Origin of the sequence: Pseudomonas sp. PA27(2017) (assembly GCF_001945445.1) — a bacterium.
In the GTDB taxonomy this organism is placed as follows: domain Bacteria; phylum Pseudomonadota; class Gammaproteobacteria; order Pseudomonadales; family Pseudomonadaceae; genus Aquipseudomonas.
The window spans coordinates 105,830-122,549 of sequence record NZ_MSXW01000002.1; the positions used below are offsets into that span (position 1 = coordinate 105,830).

General features: G+C 61.6%; 16 protein-coding genes. 9 read left to right on the forward strand and 7 right to left on the reverse strand.

All coding sequences use genetic code 11. From position 1 onward, the window contains the following. Positions 1-64 precede the first annotated feature (64 nt). The 7 genes from BVH06_RS00530 to gltA all read right to left on the reverse strand — a co-directional run bounded on the left by BVH06_RS00530 (position 65) and on the right by gltA (position 4,900). Complete coding sequence (locus BVH06_RS00530) at positions 65-1,066, reverse strand: glutathione S-transferase family protein (RefSeq protein ID WP_075932833.1); 1,002 nt, start codon at positions 1,064-1,066, stop codon at positions 65-67. 74 nt (positions 1,067-1,140) lie between these two features. Continuing rightward, a complete protein-coding gene (locus tag BVH06_RS00535; protein WP_075932834.1) occupies positions 1,141-2,136 on the reverse strand; it encodes a glycosyl transferase family protein in 996 nt (331 codons plus the stop codon). Continuing rightward, positions 2,133-2,468, reverse strand: a complete 336-nt coding sequence (locus BVH06_RS00540; protein ID WP_075930104.1) for a TusE/DsrC/DsvC family sulfur relay protein — start codon at positions 2,466-2,468, stop codon at positions 2,133-2,135. The genes BVH06_RS00535 and BVH06_RS00540 overlap by 4 nt, the downstream gene beginning before the upstream one ends. Further along, positions 2,465-2,764, reverse strand: coding sequence for a sulfurtransferase complex subunit TusB (tusB, locus tag BVH06_RS00545; protein WP_075930105.1), 300 nt, complete (start codon positions 2,762-2,764; stop codon positions 2,465-2,467). The genes BVH06_RS00540 and tusB overlap by 4 nt, the downstream gene beginning before the upstream one ends. Then, positions 2,761-3,114: a sulfurtransferase complex subunit TusC gene (gene tusC, locus BVH06_RS00550; RefSeq protein WP_075930106.1), complete on the reverse strand. Its 354-nt coding sequence runs from the start codon at positions 3,112-3,114 to the stop codon at positions 2,761-2,763. Before tusC ends, tusB begins: the two co-directional genes overlap by 4 nt. A 1-nt stretch (position 3,115) precedes the next feature. After that, the gene (gene tusD / locus BVH06_RS00555) at positions 3,116-3,508 is read right to left on the reverse strand and encodes a sulfurtransferase complex subunit TusD (RefSeq protein ID WP_075930107.1); all 393 of its coding nucleotides are present in this window, start codon (positions 3,506-3,508) and stop codon (positions 3,116-3,118) included. 120 nt (positions 3,509-3,628) lie between these two features. After that, entirely contained in the window at positions 3,629-4,900 is a 1,272-nt protein-coding gene (gltA, locus tag BVH06_RS00560) for a citrate synthase (protein WP_075932835.1), read from the reverse strand. A 363-nt stretch (positions 4,901-5,263) separates the two neighbouring features. Here gltA and sdhC point away from each other — a divergent pair, with 363 nt between their 5' ends. The 9 genes from sdhC to sucD all read left to right on the forward strand — a co-directional run bounded on the left by sdhC (position 5,264) and on the right by sucD (position 16,650). Further along, entirely contained in the window at positions 5,264-5,638 is a 375-nt protein-coding gene (gene sdhC / locus BVH06_RS00565; protein WP_042553720.1) for a succinate dehydrogenase, cytochrome b556 subunit, read from the forward strand. Continuing rightward, the gene (sdhD, locus tag BVH06_RS00570; RefSeq protein WP_075930109.1) at positions 5,632-6,000 is read left to right on the forward strand and encodes a succinate dehydrogenase, hydrophobic membrane anchor protein; all 369 of its coding nucleotides are present in this window, start codon (positions 5,632-5,634) and stop codon (positions 5,998-6,000) included. The genes sdhC and sdhD overlap by 7 nt, the downstream gene beginning before the upstream one ends. A gap of 3 nt (positions 6,001-6,003) precedes the next feature. Then, positions 6,004-7,776, forward strand: a complete 1,773-nt coding sequence (gene sdhA, locus BVH06_RS00575) for a succinate dehydrogenase flavoprotein subunit (RefSeq protein ID WP_075930110.1) — start codon at positions 6,004-6,006, stop codon at positions 7,774-7,776. A gap of 11 nt (positions 7,777-7,787) precedes the next feature. Beyond that, positions 7,788-8,507 (forward strand): succinate dehydrogenase iron-sulfur subunit, encoded by a 720-nt coding sequence (locus BVH06_RS00580; protein WP_013791587.1) that lies wholly within the window; start codon positions 7,788-7,790, stop codon positions 8,505-8,507. A 249-nt stretch (positions 8,508-8,756) separates the two neighbouring features. Beyond that, the gene (locus BVH06_RS00585; RefSeq protein ID WP_075930111.1) at positions 8,757-11,588 is read left to right on the forward strand and encodes a 2-oxoglutarate dehydrogenase E1 component; all 2,832 of its coding nucleotides are present in this window, start codon (positions 8,757-8,759) and stop codon (positions 11,586-11,588) included. Positions 11,589-11,658: 70 nt separating this feature from the next. After that, positions 11,659-12,885 (forward strand): 2-oxoglutarate dehydrogenase complex dihydrolipoyllysine-residue succinyltransferase, encoded by a 1,227-nt coding sequence (gene odhB / locus BVH06_RS00590; protein WP_075932836.1) that lies wholly within the window; start codon positions 11,659-11,661, stop codon positions 12,883-12,885. A gap of 86 nt (positions 12,886-12,971) precedes the next feature. Beyond that, complete coding sequence (gene lpdA / locus BVH06_RS00595) at positions 12,972-14,408, forward strand: dihydrolipoyl dehydrogenase (RefSeq protein ID WP_075930113.1); 1,437 nt, start codon at positions 12,972-12,974, stop codon at positions 14,406-14,408. Between the two features lie 188 nt (positions 14,409-14,596). Then, positions 14,597-15,763, forward strand: a complete 1,167-nt coding sequence (sucC, locus tag BVH06_RS00600) for an ADP-forming succinate--CoA ligase subunit beta (RefSeq protein ID WP_070887730.1) — start codon at positions 14,597-14,599, stop codon at positions 15,761-15,763. Further along, on the forward strand, positions 15,763-16,650 hold the full coding sequence (gene sucD / locus BVH06_RS00605; protein ID WP_070887729.1) for a succinate--CoA ligase subunit alpha: 888 nt from the start codon (positions 15,763-15,765) through the stop codon (positions 16,648-16,650). The genes sucC and sucD overlap by 1 nt, the downstream gene beginning before the upstream one ends. Positions 16,651-16,720 lie beyond the last annotated feature (70 nt).

Consider the following 16,720-nt stretch of genomic DNA (forward strand, 5'->3'; position numbering starts at 1 on the left):
ATTATCGTTCAATCGTGGGGAAGAGCCCGGGTGTCGCTTCGCTCGACCCGGGCTACATCTTTGCTCAAGTGTGGCTATGAACGCCTTTGCCTGGCAGGCGCTCGCGATCATGGGGCGCGTCGAAGTCCAGCGCCGGGCCCTTGGGCACGATGCCGGTCGGGTTGATGGTCTGGTGGCTGGCGTAGTAGTGGTGCTGGATGTGCCACATATCCACGGTCGCCGCCACGCCGGGCCATTGGTAGAGCTCGCGCAGCCAGTTACTGAGGTTCGGGTAATCGGCGATGCGCCGCAGGTTGCACTTGAAGTGGCCGTGGTACACGGCGTCGAAGCGCACCAGGGTGGTGAACAGTCGCCAGTCCGCTTCGGTCAGGTACTCGCCAGTCAGGTAGCGCGATTGCCCCAGGCGGGTTTCCAGCACCGACAGCTCCGCGAACAGCTCATCGAACGCTTCTTCGTAGGCCGCCTGGGTGGTGGCGAAGCCGGCGCGATAAACGCCGTTGTTCACTGCCGGGTAGATGCGTGCATTGAGCGCATCGATTTCGCCGCGCAGGGGCTCGGGGTAGAAGTCCAGACGGTTGCCGGTGATGCCATCGAACGCCGAGTTGAACATGCGGATGATCTCCGCCGATTCGTTGCTGACGATGCGTTGCTGCTGCTTGTCCCACAGCAGGGGCACGGTGACCCGACCGGTGTATTCCGGGTCGTCCTCGGTGTAGCGCTGGTGCAGGAAGGCGAAACCGTCCAGGGCGTCGCCGCTGGAGCCGTGTTCCGGGTCGAAGGTCCAGCCATTCTCGCGCATCAGCCAACTGACCACCGAAACCTCGATCAGCGGCTCGAGGCCCTTGAGGGTGCGCAGAATCAGGGTGCGGTGCGCCCAGGGGCAGGCCAGCGATACATAGAGATGATAGCGGCCGGCGTCGGCGGCAAAGCCACCTTCGCCGGATGGTCCGGCCGCGCCGTCTGCGGTTATCCAGTTGCGGCGCTGGGCGTTCTCGCGCTTGAAGCGCCCGCCCGCGCCGGTGTCGTACCACTGGTCGTGCCATTGGCCTTCGATCAGCAAGCCCATGTCGTTTACCCCCGTTTCAGTCGATGCCTGGAGTCTACCCAGTCAGCTATCGACCCAGGCCGTAAAAACCGGGTTCAACGAATCGGCTGTTTCGATATATTCCGTGCCTGCCAGCGTTTATCCGCCTCGGCAAACGCGGCTTCTCGGTTCAGACCCAGCCCGCGCAGAGCCAGCGCCATGGTGGCGATAATGGCCAACTGGCCGTAAGCATCCTCGGCCTCGCCGCGCCACACGGCTTGCAGGTGAGCCGGGTCGAGACGCTCGGGTTTGACGTGACGGCGCTCGGAGAGCATCGGCCAGTCTTCGTCCCAGTTGTTGCCGTGCTCGGTGCCATACAGATGGCAGACGGCATCCGGGTTCAGCTCGATCTCGCCGCCGTCACCCTTGACCACGATGGTGTGATCACCGAGCAACTGGCTGGCCTCGCGGTGCACGGCCTGATAACCGGGGTGGAAGATGCTCTGCAAGCCGCAACGTGCCGCCAGCGGGTTGAGAATGCGCGCCAGCGAGTGGATCGGTGAGCGCAGGCCCAGTACGTTGCGCAGGTCGATCATGCGTTGCAGGGCGGGCATCCAGTCGCCCAGCGGCATGAAGGCCAGGTTACGGTGCTCCAGATTGCGCGAAACCTCGTCCCAATTGCGGCACAGCGGAATATCCAGTTCGCCGAGCAATTGCTCGCTGTACAGGCGCCCGGCGGTATGCGCGCCGCCGCCGTGCATGAAAATGCGCAGACCGCTGTCTGCAAGCGCTTTCGCGGCGAGCAGGAACCAGGGCAGGTGGCGCTTCTTGCCGGCGTAGGTAGGCCAGTCGAAGTCGACCTGAATGGCGGGTTCAGCCAGGCGGGCACGCACCGCTTCGGTAAACCCGGCCATTTCCTCGGCGCTTTCTTCCTTGTGGCGCAGCAGCATCAGAAAGGCGCCGAGCTGGGCGTCCTCGACCTTGCCGTCGAGAATCATGCCCATGGCATCCCGAGCTTCTTCGCGGGTCAGGTTGCGCGCGCCGCGCTTGCCCTTGCCGAGAATGCGCACGAAGGTGGCGAACGGGTGTTCTTCGGGGGTGATCAGGTTCATAGGCAATTGGTCGGCTTGGGCAGGCCCGCCAGCTTGGCGGCGAGTTTGGCGGGAGCGCCGTTGAACAGGCGGTTGAGGTGCAGGCTGTTGCCCTTGTCCGGCCCGAGCTTGAGGGCGACGTACTTGATCAGCGGGCGGTTGGCCGGCGACAGTTGGAATTCGTCATGGAAGGCGCGCAGCAATTCGAGGATTTCCCAGTGCTCGGCGCTCAGCTCCAGGCCTTCGCGCGCGGCCAGCGCGGTGGCGACCTCGGCGGACCAGTCCTGCAGGTCGAGCAGGTAGCCGTCCTTGTCCAGATCGATGGGGCGGTCGTTGACGGTCAGGGCGCTCATAACCAGGTGTTCACCTTGCTGAATCGGCAGGCGAGGGCGACGAAGCCCGGATAGTCGATCTGTTCGATGCCGGCACCAGGCTGCAGGGCGCGGGCCTTGATGTCTTCGGCCAGGGCATACAGCGCGACGCCTTGCAGCGCTACCAGCGCTTCGCCGTGTTGGGTGCCGGGCTGTGCGGCGTAAGTGGCGTCGCCGCACAGCAGCAGGCCGTCACCATTGCCCAGCAGGCGCAGGCAGCTGCTCAGGCGGTCGTTACTGAACGGGGAGCTGGAGAGTACGTGCAGGGTCTTCGTCACAGCGTGATCACCTGGTCATAGCGGTCGATGAGGGCGCGCAGACCGTCGGTGTCCAGGCGTTCGACGGCCAGCGAGGTTTCGCTCAGGCCGCGCTGCGCCAGACTATGGGCGCAGGCATAGAGCGCTTCGACGCCGAACATCGGCAGGGCCTGCAGGTTGGCGGTGAGGTCTTTCTGCTGCACGGCCTGGGGCGCTTGCCCGACAGCCAGCTGTAGTACGCCGTCATCGAGAAACAGCAGGCCGATGGGCAGGTCGAAGGCGCCACCGGCCAGGGCGATATCCAGGGCTTCGCGGGCGCCGGTGCCGTTCCAGGGCGCCTGGCGGCTGATGATCAGCAGGGATTGGCTCATCTCAGTCACCTCCGAAGCAGATCAGCCGGTCAGCTTCTTGAGCTGCTTCGTGCAACTGACCCAAGCCGGACAGCACCCAGGGTGCGGGCAGGTTGGCCGCTTCGCGCTCGTAACGGCGCGCTTCCTGTTCGTCGAGCACGCCACGACGCAAGGCGGCGGCGATGCACACCACGCCGTCGAGCCCGTTGCTGGCGACGAATTCACGCCACTGGCGCGCGACGTCGGTCTCATCCTGAGGGCTGACGATAGTGCCCGAGGCGCTGTGCACGCCATCGGCGTAGAAGAACAGGCGCACGATCTCATGGCCACCGTTCAGCGCTGCTTCTGCAAAACGCAGGGCGCGGCGGGAGGAGGGCGCCGAAGGCGGTGAAAACAGGGCGATGGCGAATTTCATGAACGGCCCGGTTGTGGAAACAGGGCGCCATGATAAAGCCTGAGCGACAGGGACAGAAACGAAAAAGCCCATATCCGTGGATATGGGCTTTCTTGTCACAGCGGGCTCAGCGCAAGAAGCTTACTTCTTGATGTCGCGCTGGGTCGGGCCGCTGTACAGCTGGCGCGGGCGGCCGATCTTGTACGGGCCGGAGAGCATTTCTTTCCAGTGCGAGATCCAGCCGACGGTGCGCGCCAGGGCGAAGATCACGGTGAACATGCTGGTTGGAATGCCGATCGCCTTGAGGATGATCCCCGAGTAGAAGTCGACGTTCGGGTACAGGTTGCGCTCCTTGAAGTACGGATCGTTACGGGCGATCTCGTCGAGCTTCATGGCCAGTTCCAGCTGCGGGTCGTTGATGCCCAGTTCGGCCAGCACTTCGTCGCAGGTCTGCTTCATGACCTGGGCGCGTGGGTCGAAGTTCTTGTAGACGCGGTGGCCGAAGCCCATGAGCTTGAACGGATCGTCCTTGTCCTTGGCCTTGGCGATGAACTTGTCGATGTTCGATACGTCGCCGATCTCGTCCAGCATGGCCAGTACGGCTTCGTTCGCACCGCCGTGGGCCGGGCCCCAGAGCGCGGCGATACCGGCAGCGATACAGGCGAACGGGTTGGCACCCGAGGAGCCCGCCAGGCGCACGGTGGAGGTGGAAGCGTTCTGTTCGTGGTCGGCGTGCAGGATGAAGATGCGGTCCATGGCCTTGGCCAGCACTGGGCTGATCGGCTTGGTCTCGCACGGGGTGTTGAACATCATGTGCAGGAAGTTTTCCGCGTAGTTCAGGTCGTTACGCGGGTACATCATCGGCTCGCCCTTGGAGTACTTGTACACCATGGCAGCGATGGTCGGCATCTTGGCGACCAGGCGCATCGCGGAAATGTCGCGGTGCTGCGGGTTCTTGATGTCGAGGGAGTCGTGGTAGAAGGCGGAGAGGGCGCCGACCACACCACACATGACGGCCATCGGGTGGGCGTCACGACGGAAGCCGTTGAAGAAGGTCTTCAGTTGTTCGTGAACCATGGTGTGGTTCTTGATGGTGCTGACGAACTGGGCCTTCTGCTCTTCGTTCGGCAGTTCGCCGTTGAGCAGCAGGTAGCAGGTTTCCAGGTAGTCGGCTTTCTCGGCCAGTTGCTCGATGGGGTAGCCGCGGTGCAGCAGTACGCCCTTGTCACCATCAATGTAGGTGATCTTCGACTCGCACGATGCGGTCGACATGAAGCCGGGGTCGAAGGTGAAGTTGCCCGTGGCAGTCAGGCTCCGCACGTCGATCACATCTGGGCCAACGGTGCCGGATAAAACGGGCAGCTCGACGGGGGCTGCGCCCTCGATGATCAACTGCGCTTTTTTGTCAGCCATGTGTGGCCTCCTAGTTATGCTTGGAATCATCAGTCGGCCCCCCACGCAGGGCCCGCATCACTATAGTGTTATGAATCTGAAAGTCAATTTGCGAAAACCCAGGCAATAGAAGGGTTTGAGTGCCCTGCCTGCGACAAAAAGGCGCGCCCTATTACGCCATTTTCAGGCTTGACGCAATCGCTATTAGGTCGAGGTATCCGCGTTGTCATTAGCGACCTAACTGTCTATACTCTGCGCCCGACTGCCAAGGGCCTTGAGCCCGGTTTCTGGTGGTTGTCACTTCTTGGGTGATGGGTACCTGACCAGTGCGCTTCCCGACAACTCAGCCCTGATAGCTGGGGCTCTCAGTGTGATAATAAAGCCGTGAATAGCCAACGACCTGTAAACTTAGACCTTCGGACGATAAAACTCCCAGTCACTGCTTACACGTCCATTCTTCACCGTATATCTGGCGTGATCCTTTTCCTCGGCATTGCCGTGCTGCTGTTCGGGCTCGACAAATCGCTGTCTTCGGAAGAGGGCTTCGCGCAGGTGAAAGAATGCTTGACCAGCCCGCTGGCCAAGTTCGTGATCTGGGGACTGTTGTCCGCTCTGCTGTACCACCTGGTGGCCGGTGTGCGCCACCTGATCATGGATGCTGGAGTCGGTGAGACGCTGGAAGGCGGCAAGCTGGGTTCCAAAATCGTTCTCGTCGTATCGGCGATCCTGATCGTGCTGCTGGGGGTATGGATATGGTAACTAACGTCACGAATTTCTCGCGTTCGGGTCTCTACGACTGGATGGCTCAACGCGTTTCTGCGGTCGTGCTCGCGGCTTATGTCCTGTTTCTGCTGGGCTACATCGTCCTGAATCCAGGCATGGGCTACGCCGAATGGCATGGCCTGTTCTCCAATAATGCAATGCGCATCTTCAGCCTGCTGACTCTCGTGGCGCTCGGCGTTCACGCCTGGGTCGGCATGTGGACCATCTCCACCGACTACCTGACGCCGACCGCGCTGGGCAAGTGGGCAACCGTTGTGCGTTTTCTGTTCCAGGCCGCGTGTGGCATCGCCATGTTCGTGTTCTTCGTCTGGGGCGTGCAGATTCTTTGGGGTTTCTGATTCATGACTAGCATTCGTACTCTTTCCTATGACGCCATCATCGTCGGTGGTGGCGGTGCCGGTATGCGCGCTGCTCTGCAGCTGGCGCAAGGCGGTCACAAGACAGCAGTGGTCACCAAGGTCTTCCCGACCCGTTCTCACACCGTTTCGGCCCAGGGCGGCATCACCTGCGCCATCGCCTCGAACGATCCGAACGATGACTGGCGCTGGCACATGTACGACACCGTCAAGGGGTCCGACTACATCGGCGACCAGGACGCGATCGAATACATGTGTTCCGTCGGCCCGGAAGCGGTGTTCGAGCTCGAGCACATGGGTCTGCCGTTCTCCCGTACCGAGCAGGGCCGCATCTATCAGCGTCCGTTCGGTGGCCAGTCCAAGGGTCCGGACAATCCGACTCAGGCCGCTCGTACCTGCGCCGCTGCCGACCGTACCGGTCACGCGCTGCTGCACACCCTGTACCAGGCCAACCTGAAGGCCGGCACCTCGTTCCTCAACGAGTGGTACGCAGTCGACCTGGTGAAGAACCAGGACGGCGCCATCGTCGGTGTCATCGCCATCTGCATCGAAACCGGCGAAACCGTCTACATTCGCTCCAAAGCCGTGGTTCTGGCCACCGGCGGTGCTGGGCGTATCTACGCCTCCACCACCAACGCCCTGATCAACACTGGCGACGGCGTGGGCATGGCCCTGCGTGCTGGCGTGCCGGTGCAGGACATCGAAATGTGGCAGTTCCACCCGACCGGTATCGCCGGCGCTGGTGTACTGGTTACCGAAGGCTGCCGTGGTGAAGGTGGTTACCTGATCAACGCCCATGGCGAGCGCTTCATGGAGCGTTATGCGCCCAACGCCAAAGACCTCGCCGGTCGCGACGTTGTGGCCCGTTCCATGGTCAAGGAAGTGATCGCCGGCAACGGCTGTGGCCCGAACAAGGACCATGTACTGCTCAAGCTCGACCACCTCGGCGAGGAAGTGCTGCACAGCCGCCTGCCAGGCATCTGCGAACTGTCGAAGACTTTCGCCCATGTCGACCCGGTCGTCGCGCCCGTTCCGGTCATTCCGACCTGCCACTACATGATGGGCGGCGTTGCCACCAACATTCATGGCCAGGCGATCACCCAGGATGCCAACGGCAACGACAAGATCATCGAAGGTCTGTTCGCCGTAGGCGAAGTGGCTTGCGTATCGGTTCACGGTGCCAACCGTCTGGGCGGCAACTCGCTGCTCGACCTGGTGGTGTTCGGCCGCGCCGCTGGCCTGCACCTGGAAAAAGCGCTGAAAGAAGGCGTGGAAGTCCGTGGTGCCAGCGAAACCGACATCGAGCTGTCGCTGAGCCGTCTGGCTGGCGTCAACGAGCGCAGCAGTGGCGAAGACGTTGCCACGCTCAAGCGCGAACTGCAGTCGTGCATGCAGAACTACTTCGGCGTATTCCGCACTGGCGAATACATGAAGAAGGGCATCGCTCAGCTGTCCGACCTGCGCGAGCGCATCGCCAAGGTCAAGATCAACGACAAGAGCCAGGCCTTCAACACCGCGCGTATCGAAGCGCTGGAGCTGCAGAACCTGCTGGAAGTCGCCGAAGCCACTGCCATCGCAGCTGACACCCGTACCGAGTCCCGCGGTGCTCACGCCCGTGAAGACTTCGAAGACCGTGACGACACCAACTGGTTGTGCCACAGCCTGTACTTCCCGGGTGAGAAACGTGTCGCCAAGCGCGATGTCAACTTCTCGCCGAAGACCGTACCGGCGTTTGAACCCAAAGTTCGTACTTATTAAGGGTGGCTACCATGTCTCTTGGCAAAAGCTTGAAAGTCAGCGTTTATCGCTACAACCCGGAAGCGGACAAAGCGCCGTTCATGCAGGACTTCGACATCACCATCGACGGCAAAGACCTGATGGTGCTGGACATCCTGGCGCTCATCAAAGAACAGGACGAAGGCTTCTCCTACCGTCGTTCCTGCCGTGAAGGCGTTTGTGGCTCCGACGGCATGAACATCAGTGGCAAGAACGGCCTGGCCTGCATCACGCCGATCTCCAGCGTGGTCAAGGGCAACAAGCTGGTGATCCGCCCGCTGCCTGGCCTGCCGGTCATTCGTGACCTGGTCGTCGATATGAGCATCTTCTACAAACAGTACGAGAAGGTGCAGCCGTTCCTGCAGAACGACACGCCGGCTCCGGCCATCGAACGTCTGCAGTCGCCGGAAGAGCGCGAGAAGCTCGACGGCCTGTACGAGTGCATCCTGTGTGCATGCTGCTCGACCAGCTGCCCGTCGTTCTGGTGGAACCCGGACAAGTTCCTGGGCCCGGCTGCACTGCTGCAGGCCTATCGCTTCTTGGCCGACAGCCGTGATACCAAGACCGCGGAACGATTGGCGTCGCTCGATGATCCATTCAGTGTGTTCCGCTGCCGTGGGATCATGAACTGCGTGAACGTGTGCCCCAAGGGTCTGAACCCGACCAAGGCCATCGGTCACGTACGCAACATGCTGCTGCAAAGCGGCACCTGATTCACCGTTCTTTAGCTGTACCCGTAACACCTGCCGCACCGACGTAATGTCGGTGTTGCAGTATCGCCAGGACGTTGGCCTAGCCGCCAACGCCCTCATACGAAAAATATGACGACCAGCAGGGGCATTCGGGCTGGTGCCCGGACTATCTGCGGGATTCTTGGTGGCTTGTTGAAGTCGCTGCAACATGACTTCGAAAGCCAGTCGGTGTCCTCGCCGGTGGTGTCCCCTTACCGAGGGTGACCAAGCATGCAAGAAAGCGTGATGCAGCGCATGTGGGACAGTGCCCACCTATCCGGTGGTAACGCTGCCTACGTGGAGGAGCTCTATGAGCTCTACCTGCACGATCCCAACGCCGTGCCGGAAGAGTGGCGCACTTATTTCGATAAGTTGCCGTCCGAAGGCAGCACCGCCAATGACGTATCGCACTCGACGATTCGTGATCATTTCGTGTTGCTGGCCAAGAACCAGCGTCGCGCTCAGCCGGCTTCTGCCGGGACAGTGAGCAGCGAACACGAGAAGAAGCAGGTCGAAGTGTTGCGGTTGATTCAGGCATTCCGCATGCGTGGCCACCAGGCGGCTCAGCTCGATCCGCTTGGGCTGTGGCAGCGTCCTGTTCCTGCTGATCTGTCGATCAGCCATTACAGCCTTACCGACGCGGATCTGGATACCACCTTCCGCACGGGTGGTCTGGCAATCGGCAAAGAAGAAGCAACTTTGCGGGAAATCCGCGACGCTTTGCATCAGACATATTGTCGCACCATCGGCTCCGAGTTCACTCACATCGTCGATTCCGATCAGCGCAGCTGGTTCCAGCAGCGTCTGGAAAGCGTTCGTGGTCGCCCGCAGATCTCCGCCGAGGTGCAGAGCCACCTGCTCGAGCGCCTCACCGCTGCTGAAGGTCTGGAAAAGTACCTGGGCACCAAATACCCGGGCACCAAGCGCTTCGGTCTGGAAGGTGGCGAGAGCCTGATTCCGATGCTGGACGAGATCATCCAGCGCTCCGGCTCCTACGGCACCAAGGAAATCGTCATCGGCATGGCCCACCGTGGCCGTCTGAACGTGCTGGTCAACACCTTCGGCAAGAACCCGCGCGACCTGTTCGACGAGTTCGAAGGCAAGAAGGTCGAAGGCCTGAGCTCCGGTGACGTGAAGTACCACCAGGGTTTCTCCTCGAACGTGATGACCTCGGGTGGCGAAGTGCACCTGGCGCTGGCGTTCAACCCGTCGCACCTGGAGATCGTTTCTCCGGTGGTCGAAGGTTCGGTACGTGCTCGCCAGGATCGTCGCAGTGACGCGACCGGCGACAAGGTCGTGCCGATTTCCATCCACGGTGACGCGGCATTCGCCGGTCAGGGCGTGGTCATGGAAACCTTCCAGATGTCGCAGACCCGTGCCTACAAGACGGGCGGCACCATCCACATCGTGATCAACAACCAGGTTGGCTTCACCACCAACCGGGCCGACGACGCGCGTTCCACCGAGTACGCCACCGACGTCGCCAAGATGATCCAGGCGCCGATCTTCCATGTGAATGGCGATGATCCGGAAGCCGTGCTGTTCGTTACCCAACTGGCCGTCGATTACCGCATGCAGTACAAGCGTGACGTGGTGATCGACCTGGTCTGCTACCGTCGCCGCGGCCACAACGAGGCCGACGAGCCGAGTGGCACCCAGCCGCTGATGTACCAGCAGATCGCCAAACAGCGCACCACGCGCGAACTGTACGCCGACGCCCTGACCGGCGGTGGTCGTTTGACCGCCGAAGCGGTGCAGGCTCCGGTGGACGAGTACCGCACGGCGCTCGACAACGGTCAGCACGTGGTCAAGAGCCTGGTCAAGGAGCCGAACAAGGAACTGTTCGTGGACTGGCGTCCGTACCTGGGCCATGCCTGGACCGCGCGTCACGACACCCGCTTCGACCTCAAGACCCTGCAAGAGCTGTCCAGCAAACTGCTGCAGACTCCGGACGGTTTCGTGGTTCAGCGTCAGGTCGGCAAGATCTACGAAGACCGCGGCAAGATGGGCGCCGGTGGCCTGCCGCTGAACTGGGGCTACGCCGAGACGATGGCCTACGCGACCCTGCTGGTCGAAGGTCACCCGATCCGTATCACCGGTCAGGACGTGGGTCGCGGTACTTTCTCGCACCGTCATGCACAACTGCATAACCAGAAGGATGGTTCGGCCTACCTGCCACTGCAGAACCTGTACGAAGGTCAGCCGCGTTTCGACCTGTACGACTCCTTCCTGTCGGAAGAAGCGGTACTGGCTTTCGAATACGGTTATGCCACCACCACGCCAAATGCGCTGGTGATCTGGGAAGCTCAGTTCGGCGACTTCGCCAACGGCGCCCAGGTGGTGTTCGACCAGTTCATTTCCAGCGGCGAAACCAAGTGGGGTCGTCTGTGCGGCCTGACCATGCTGCTGCCGCACGGTTATGAAGGGCAGGGCCCGGAGCACTCCTCGGCACGCCTGGAGCGTTATCTGCAGCTGTGCGCCGAGCAGAACATCCAGGTCGCGGTACCGACCACGCCAGCGCAGATCTACCACCTGCTGCGCCGTCAGGTCATTCGCCCGCTGCGCAAGCCGCTGGTCGTGCTGACGCCCAAGTCGCTGCTGCGCCACAAGCTGGCCGTATCGACTCTGGAGGATCTAGCCGAAGGTTCGTTCCAGACCGTCATCCCGGAAATCGATGCCATCGACCCGAAAAAGGTCGAGCGTCTGGTGCTGTGCAGCGGCAAGGTCTACTACGACCTGCTGGAAAAACGCCGCGCCGAAGGCCGCGAAGATATCGCCATCGTGCGTATCGAGCAGCTGTATCCGTTCCCGGAAGACGACCTGGCCGAGGTTCTCGCACCGTACAAGAACCTCAAGCACATCGTCTGGTGTCAGGAAGAGCCGATGAACCAGGGCGCCTGGTACTGCAGCCAGCACCATATGCGTCGTGCCGCTTCGGCGCACAAGAAGTCGCTGGTGCTCGAGTATGCCGGGCGTGATGCCTCGGCCGCTCCGGCCTGTGGTTATGCGTCCATGCACGCCGAACAGCAGGAAAAACTGCTGCAGGATGCCTTCACCGTTTAATGCCATCGCGAAGGAGGCGGCCCGTTGAGGCCGCTTCCTCGAAACCACCGAATTTAAGGAACAGAACACAATGGCTATCGAGATCAAAGCCCCTACATTCCCCGAATCGGTCGCCGACGGCACCGTGGCCACCTGGCACAAGAAGCCGGGCGAAGCGGTAAAGCGCGATGAGCTGATCGTCGACATCGAGACCGACAAGGTCGTGATCGAAGTGCTGGCCGAGGCCGATGGCGTGGTTGCCGAGATCGTCAAGAACGAAGGCGACACCGTCCTCTCCAACGAAGTGCTGGGCAAGCTGACCGAAGGTGGCGCTGCCGCTCCGGCCGCCGCACCTGCTCAAGCCGCTGCTGCGCCGGCCCAGGCTGCCGCTGCGCCGGCCGCTGCTGGCGGTGACGACCAGATCCTCTCGCCAGCCGCTCGCAAGCTGGCTGAAGAGAACGGCATCGATCCGAACAGCATCAGCGGTTCGGGCAAGGGCGGCCGTGTGACCAAGGAAGACGTAGTCGCCGCCGTTGAAGCCAAGAAGAACGCTCCTGCTGCCAAGCCTGCTGCAACCGCCGCTGCCGCAGCCCCGGTAGTAACCGGCGCTGGCGACCGTACCGAGAAGCGCGTGCCGATGACTCGCGTTCGCGCCACCGTTGCCCGTCGCCTGGTCGAAGCCCAGTCGAACATGGCGATGCTGACCACCTTCAACGAAGTCGACATGTCCGAGATCATGGCGCTGCGTTCGAAGTACAAGGATCAGTTCGAGAAAGCCCACAACGGCACTCGCCTGGGCTTCATGTCCTTCTTCGTCAAGGCGGCTACCGAGGCGCTGAAGCGTCTGCCGGCGGTCAACGCCTCGATCGATGGCAACGACATCGTCTACCACGGTTACCAGGACATCGGCGTAGCCGTTTCCAGCGACCGTGGCCTGGTTGTTCCGGTTCTGCGTAACGCCGAACTGATGGGCCTGGCCGACATCGAAGCCGGTATCGCCGCCTACGGCAAGAAAGCCCGCGACGGCAAGCTGTCCATCGAGGAAATGACCGGTGGTACCTTCACCATCACCAACGGTGGTACCTTCGGTTCGATGATGTCGACGCCGATCGTCAACCCGCCGCAAGCCGCGATCCTGGGCATGCACAACATCATCCAGCGCCCGGTTGCCGTGAACGGCCAAGTGGTCATTCGCCCGATGATGTACCTGGCGCTGTCCTACGATCACCGCCTGATCGATGGTAAAGAAGCCGTGACCTTCCTGGTGACCATCAAGAACCTGCTGGAAGACCCAGCGCGTCTGCTGCTGGACATCTAAACGCAGCTGCGGGTCGTGGACGCTGCGCCCTACAGGGCCTTCGTCCGCGGCTCGAGCTCGAAGCTTTACGCTAAAAGGAATCTTTTATGAGCCAGAAATTCGACGTGGTAGTCATCGGTGCCGGCCCTGGCGGCTATGTTGCCGCCATCAAGGCCGCTCAACTCGGTCTCAAGACCGCGTGCATCGAGAAGTACCAGGACAAGGACGGTAAGATCGCACTGGGCGGCACCTGCCTGAACGTCGGTTGCATTCCCTCCAAGGCGCTGCTGGACAGCTCCTGGAAATTCCATGAAGCCCAGGACGGTTTCGCCGTTCACGGCATCAGCGCCAAGGGCGTGAGCATCGACGTACCGGCCATGGTCGGTCGCAAGAACACCATCATCAAGAACCTGACCGGCGGTGTTGCCGGCCTGTTCAAGGCCAACGGCGTGACCCTGCTCGAAGGCCACGGCAAACTGCTGGCCGGCAAGAAAGTCGAAGTCACCGACAAGGATGGCAAGACTTCCGTCGTCGAAGCCGAGAACGTGATCCTGGCCTCCGGCTCGCGTCCGATCGACATCCCGCCGGCTCCGGTCGATCAGGACGTCATCGTCGATTCTACCGGTGCCCTGGAATTCCAGGCCGTGCCGAAGAAGCTGGGCGTCATCGGCGCTGGCGTCATCGGTCTGGAGCTGGGCTCCGTATGGGCTCGCCTGGGCGCAGAAGTGACCGTTCTCGAAGCGCTGGACAAGTTCCTGCCGGCCGCTGACGAAGCAGTCGCCAAGGAAGCCTTCAAGACCCTGACCAAGCAGGGCCTGGACATCAAGCTGGGTGCGCGCGTTACCGGCTCCGAAGTCAAGAAGAAGCAAGTCACCGTCAACTACACCGACTCGGCTGGCGAACAGAAAATCGTCTTCGACAAGCTGATCGTTGCGGTTGGCCGTCGCCCGGTAACCACCGATCTGCTGGCTTCGGACAGCGGCGTGGACCTGGACGAGCGTGGCTACATTTTCGTCGACGACCAGTGCGCCACCAGCGTTCCGGGCGTTTACGCCATCGGTGACGTGGTACGCGGCATGATGCTCGCCCACAAAGCCTCGGAAGAGGGCGTGATGGTCGCCGAGCGCATCGCCGGTCACAAGGCCCAGATGAACTACGACCTGATCCCGTCGGTCATCTACACTCACCCGGAAATCGCGTGGGTCGGCAAGACCGAGCAGCAGCTCAAGAGCGAAGGCGTTGCCGTCAACGTCGGTACCTTCCCGTTCGCCGCCAGCGGCCGCGCCATGGCTGCCAACGATACCGGCGGTTTCGTCAAGGTCATCGCTGACGCCAACACCGACCGCGTGCTGGGCGTTCACGTCATCGGCCCAAGCGCGGCCGAGCTGGTACAGCAGGGCGCCATCGGCATGGAATTCGGTACCAGTGCCGAAGACCTGGGCATGATGGTGTTCTCGCACCCGACCCTGTCCGAGGCGCTGCACGAAGCCGCGCTGGCAGTCAACGGTGGCGCGATTCACATCGCCAACCGCAAGAAGCGCTAAGACGTCGCATGCCGGCCTTCGGGCCGGCGTTTTTCAGGCGTTCTCTGGCATAGAACCACGGCGCGTTGCCTGGGTCGGGCTCGGCTCGACACGGAATGTGCGCCGGACTGCCTAATGGTGGTCACAGGTGGTGCGGCACGTGAGTGCGGCGCCGATGCGCAATACCTAAACGAAGACGGTAGACAAGCATGAATCTTCACGAGTATCAGGGTAAGCAGCTGTTCGCTGAATACGGCCTGCCCGTATCCAAGGGCTTCGCCGTAGACACCCCGGAAGAGGCCGCTGAGGCCTGCGAAAAAATCGGTGGTACCGAGTGGGTCGTCAAGGCTCAGGTACACGCTGGTGGCCGCGGTAAAGCGGGCGGTGTGAAACTGGTCAAGAGCAAGGAAGACGCCAAGGCTTTCGCTGCCAACTGGCTGGGCAAGCGCCTGGTGACCTATCAGACTGACGCCAATGGCCAGCCTGTCACCAAGATCCTGGTCGAGTCCTGCACCGACATCGCCAAGGAACTGTACCTGGGCGCAGTCGTTGACCGCTCCAGCCGCCGTATCGTGTTCATGGCTTCCACCGAAGGTGGCGTGGACATCGAGAAGATCGCTCACGAAACCCCCGAGAAGATCCTCAAGGCAACCATCGATCCGCTGGTCGGCGCTCAGCCGTTCCAGGGCCGCGAGCTGGCTTTCCAGCTGGGCCTGGAAGGCAAGCAAGTCGCTCAGTTCGCCAAGATCTTCGTAGGTCTGGCCAAGCTGTTCAAAGATCACGACCTGGCTCTGCTGGAAGTCAACCCGCTGGTCATCAAGGCCGACGGCGATCTGCACTGCCTGGACGCGAAGATCAACATCGACGCCAACGCCATGTACCGTCAGCCCAAGCTGAAGACTTTCCACGACCCGTCGCAAGACGACGCCCGTGAAGCCCACGCTGCCAAGTTCGAACTGAACTACGTTGCCCTCGAAGGCAACATCGGCTGCATGGTCAACGGCGCTGGCCTGGCCATGGGTACCATGGACATCGTCAACCTGCACGGCGGCAAGCCGGCCAACTTCCTGGACGTTGGCGGCGGCGCGACCAAAGAGCGCGTGACCGAAGCATTCAAGATCATCCTGTCCGACAGCAACGTCGCTGCCGTTCTGGTGAACATCTTCGGCGGTATCGTTCGTTGCGACATGATTGCCGAAGGCATCATCGGTGCAGTGAAAGAAGTTGGCGTGAAGGTTCCGGTTGTCGTCCGTCTGGAAGGCAACAACGCTGAACTGGGTGCCAAGGTACTGGCCGACAGCGGCCTGAACATCATCGCGGCAACCAGCCTGACCGACGCTGCTCAGCAAGTCGTCAAAGCTGCGGAGGGCAAGTAATGAGCGTCCTGATCAATAAAGACACCAAGGTTATCTGCCAGGGTTTCACTGGTTCGCAAGGTACCTTCCACTCCGAACAAGCCATCGCCTACGGCACCCAGATGGTTGGCGGCGTGACTCCGGGCAAAGGCGGCACCACTCACCTGGGCCTGCCGGTGTTCAACACCGTGAAAGAAGCCGTTGAAGCCACTGGCGCCGACGCTTCGGTCATCTACGTTCCGGCTCCGTTCTGCAAGGACTCGATCCTGGAAGCGGCTTTCGGCGGCATCAAGCTGATCGTATGCATCACCGAAGGCATCCCGACCCTCGACATGCTCGACGCCAAGGTCAAGTGTGACGAGCTGGGCGTTCGCCTGATCGGCCCGAACTGCCCGGGCGTGATCACGCCCGGCGAGTGCAAGATCGGCATCATGCCGGGTCACATCCACCTGCCAGGCAAGGTAGGCATCGTGTCGCGTTCCGGCACCCTGACCTATGAAGCCGTCAAGCAGACCACCGACGCCGGTTTCGGCCAGTCCACCTGCGTGGGCATCGGTGGCGACCCCATCCCGGGCTCCAACTTCATCGACATCCTGAAGCTGTTCCAGGAAGACCCGAAGACCGAAGCGATCGTCATGATCGGCGAGATCGGCGGTTCGGCTGAAGAAGAAGCGGCTGCCTACATCAAAGCTAACGTCACCAAGCCTGTAGTTTCCTACATCGCTGGTGTGACCGCTCCGCCCGGCAAGCGCATGGGCCACGCTGGCGCCATCATCTCCGGCGGCAAAGGCACTGCAGACGAGAAATTCGCTGCGCTGCAGGACGCTGGTGTGAAAACCGTGCGTTCCCTGGCTGACATCGGCAAGGCCCTGGCCGAGCTGACCGGTTGGGAAGTGAAGAAGGCGTAAGCCATTCTGATCTGACGAAAGAAGGCCACCCTCGGGTGGCCTTCTTTTTGGCCGGAATAATTCCAACTTC

Excerpts from the sequence above, each read along its gene's own strand:
- tusC (WP_075930106.1), bottom strand. The coding sequence starts at position 3,114 with ATGAGCCAATCCCTGCTGATCATCAGCCGCCAGGCGCCCTGGAACGGC.
- gltA (WP_075932835.1), bottom strand. The coding sequence starts at position 4,900 with ATGGCTGACAAAAAAGCGCAGTTGATCATCGAGGGCGCAGCCCCCGTC.
- tusD (WP_075930107.1), bottom strand. The coding sequence starts at position 3,508 with ATGAAATTCGCCATCGCCCTGTTTTCACCGCCTTCGGCGCCCTCCTCC.
- BVH06_RS00535 (WP_075932834.1), bottom strand. The coding sequence starts at position 2,136 with ATGAACCTGATCACCCCCGAAGAACACCCGTTCGCCACCTTCGTGCGC.
- sdhD (WP_075930109.1), top strand. The coding sequence starts at position 5,632 with ATGGTAACTAACGTCACGAATTTCTCGCGTTCGGGTCTCTACGACTGG.
- lpdA (WP_075930113.1), top strand. The coding sequence starts at position 12,972 with ATGAGCCAGAAATTCGACGTGGTAGTCATCGGTGCCGGCCCTGGCGGC.
- BVH06_RS00540 (WP_075930104.1), bottom strand. The coding sequence starts at position 2,468 with ATGAGCGCCCTGACCGTCAACGACCGCCCCATCGATCTGGACAAGGAC.
- sucD (WP_070887729.1), top strand. The coding sequence starts at position 15,763 with ATGAGCGTCCTGATCAATAAAGACACCAAGGTTATCTGCCAGGGTTTC.
- odhB (WP_075932836.1), top strand. The coding sequence starts at position 11,659 with ATGGCTATCGAGATCAAAGCCCCTACATTCCCCGAATCGGTCGCCGAC.
- BVH06_RS00580 (WP_013791587.1), top strand. The coding sequence starts at position 7,788 with ATGTCTCTTGGCAAAAGCTTGAAAGTCAGCGTTTATCGCTACAACCCG.
- sdhA (WP_075930110.1), top strand. The coding sequence starts at position 6,004 with ATGACTAGCATTCGTACTCTTTCCTATGACGCCATCATCGTCGGTGGT.
- BVH06_RS00585 (WP_075930111.1), top strand. The coding sequence starts at position 8,757 with ATGCAAGAAAGCGTGATGCAGCGCATGTGGGACAGTGCCCACCTATCC.
- sucC (WP_070887730.1), top strand. The coding sequence starts at position 14,597 with ATGAATCTTCACGAGTATCAGGGTAAGCAGCTGTTCGCTGAATACGGC.
- BVH06_RS00530 (WP_075932833.1), bottom strand. The coding sequence starts at position 1,066 with ATGGGCTTGCTGATCGAAGGCCAATGGCACGACCAGTGGTACGACACC.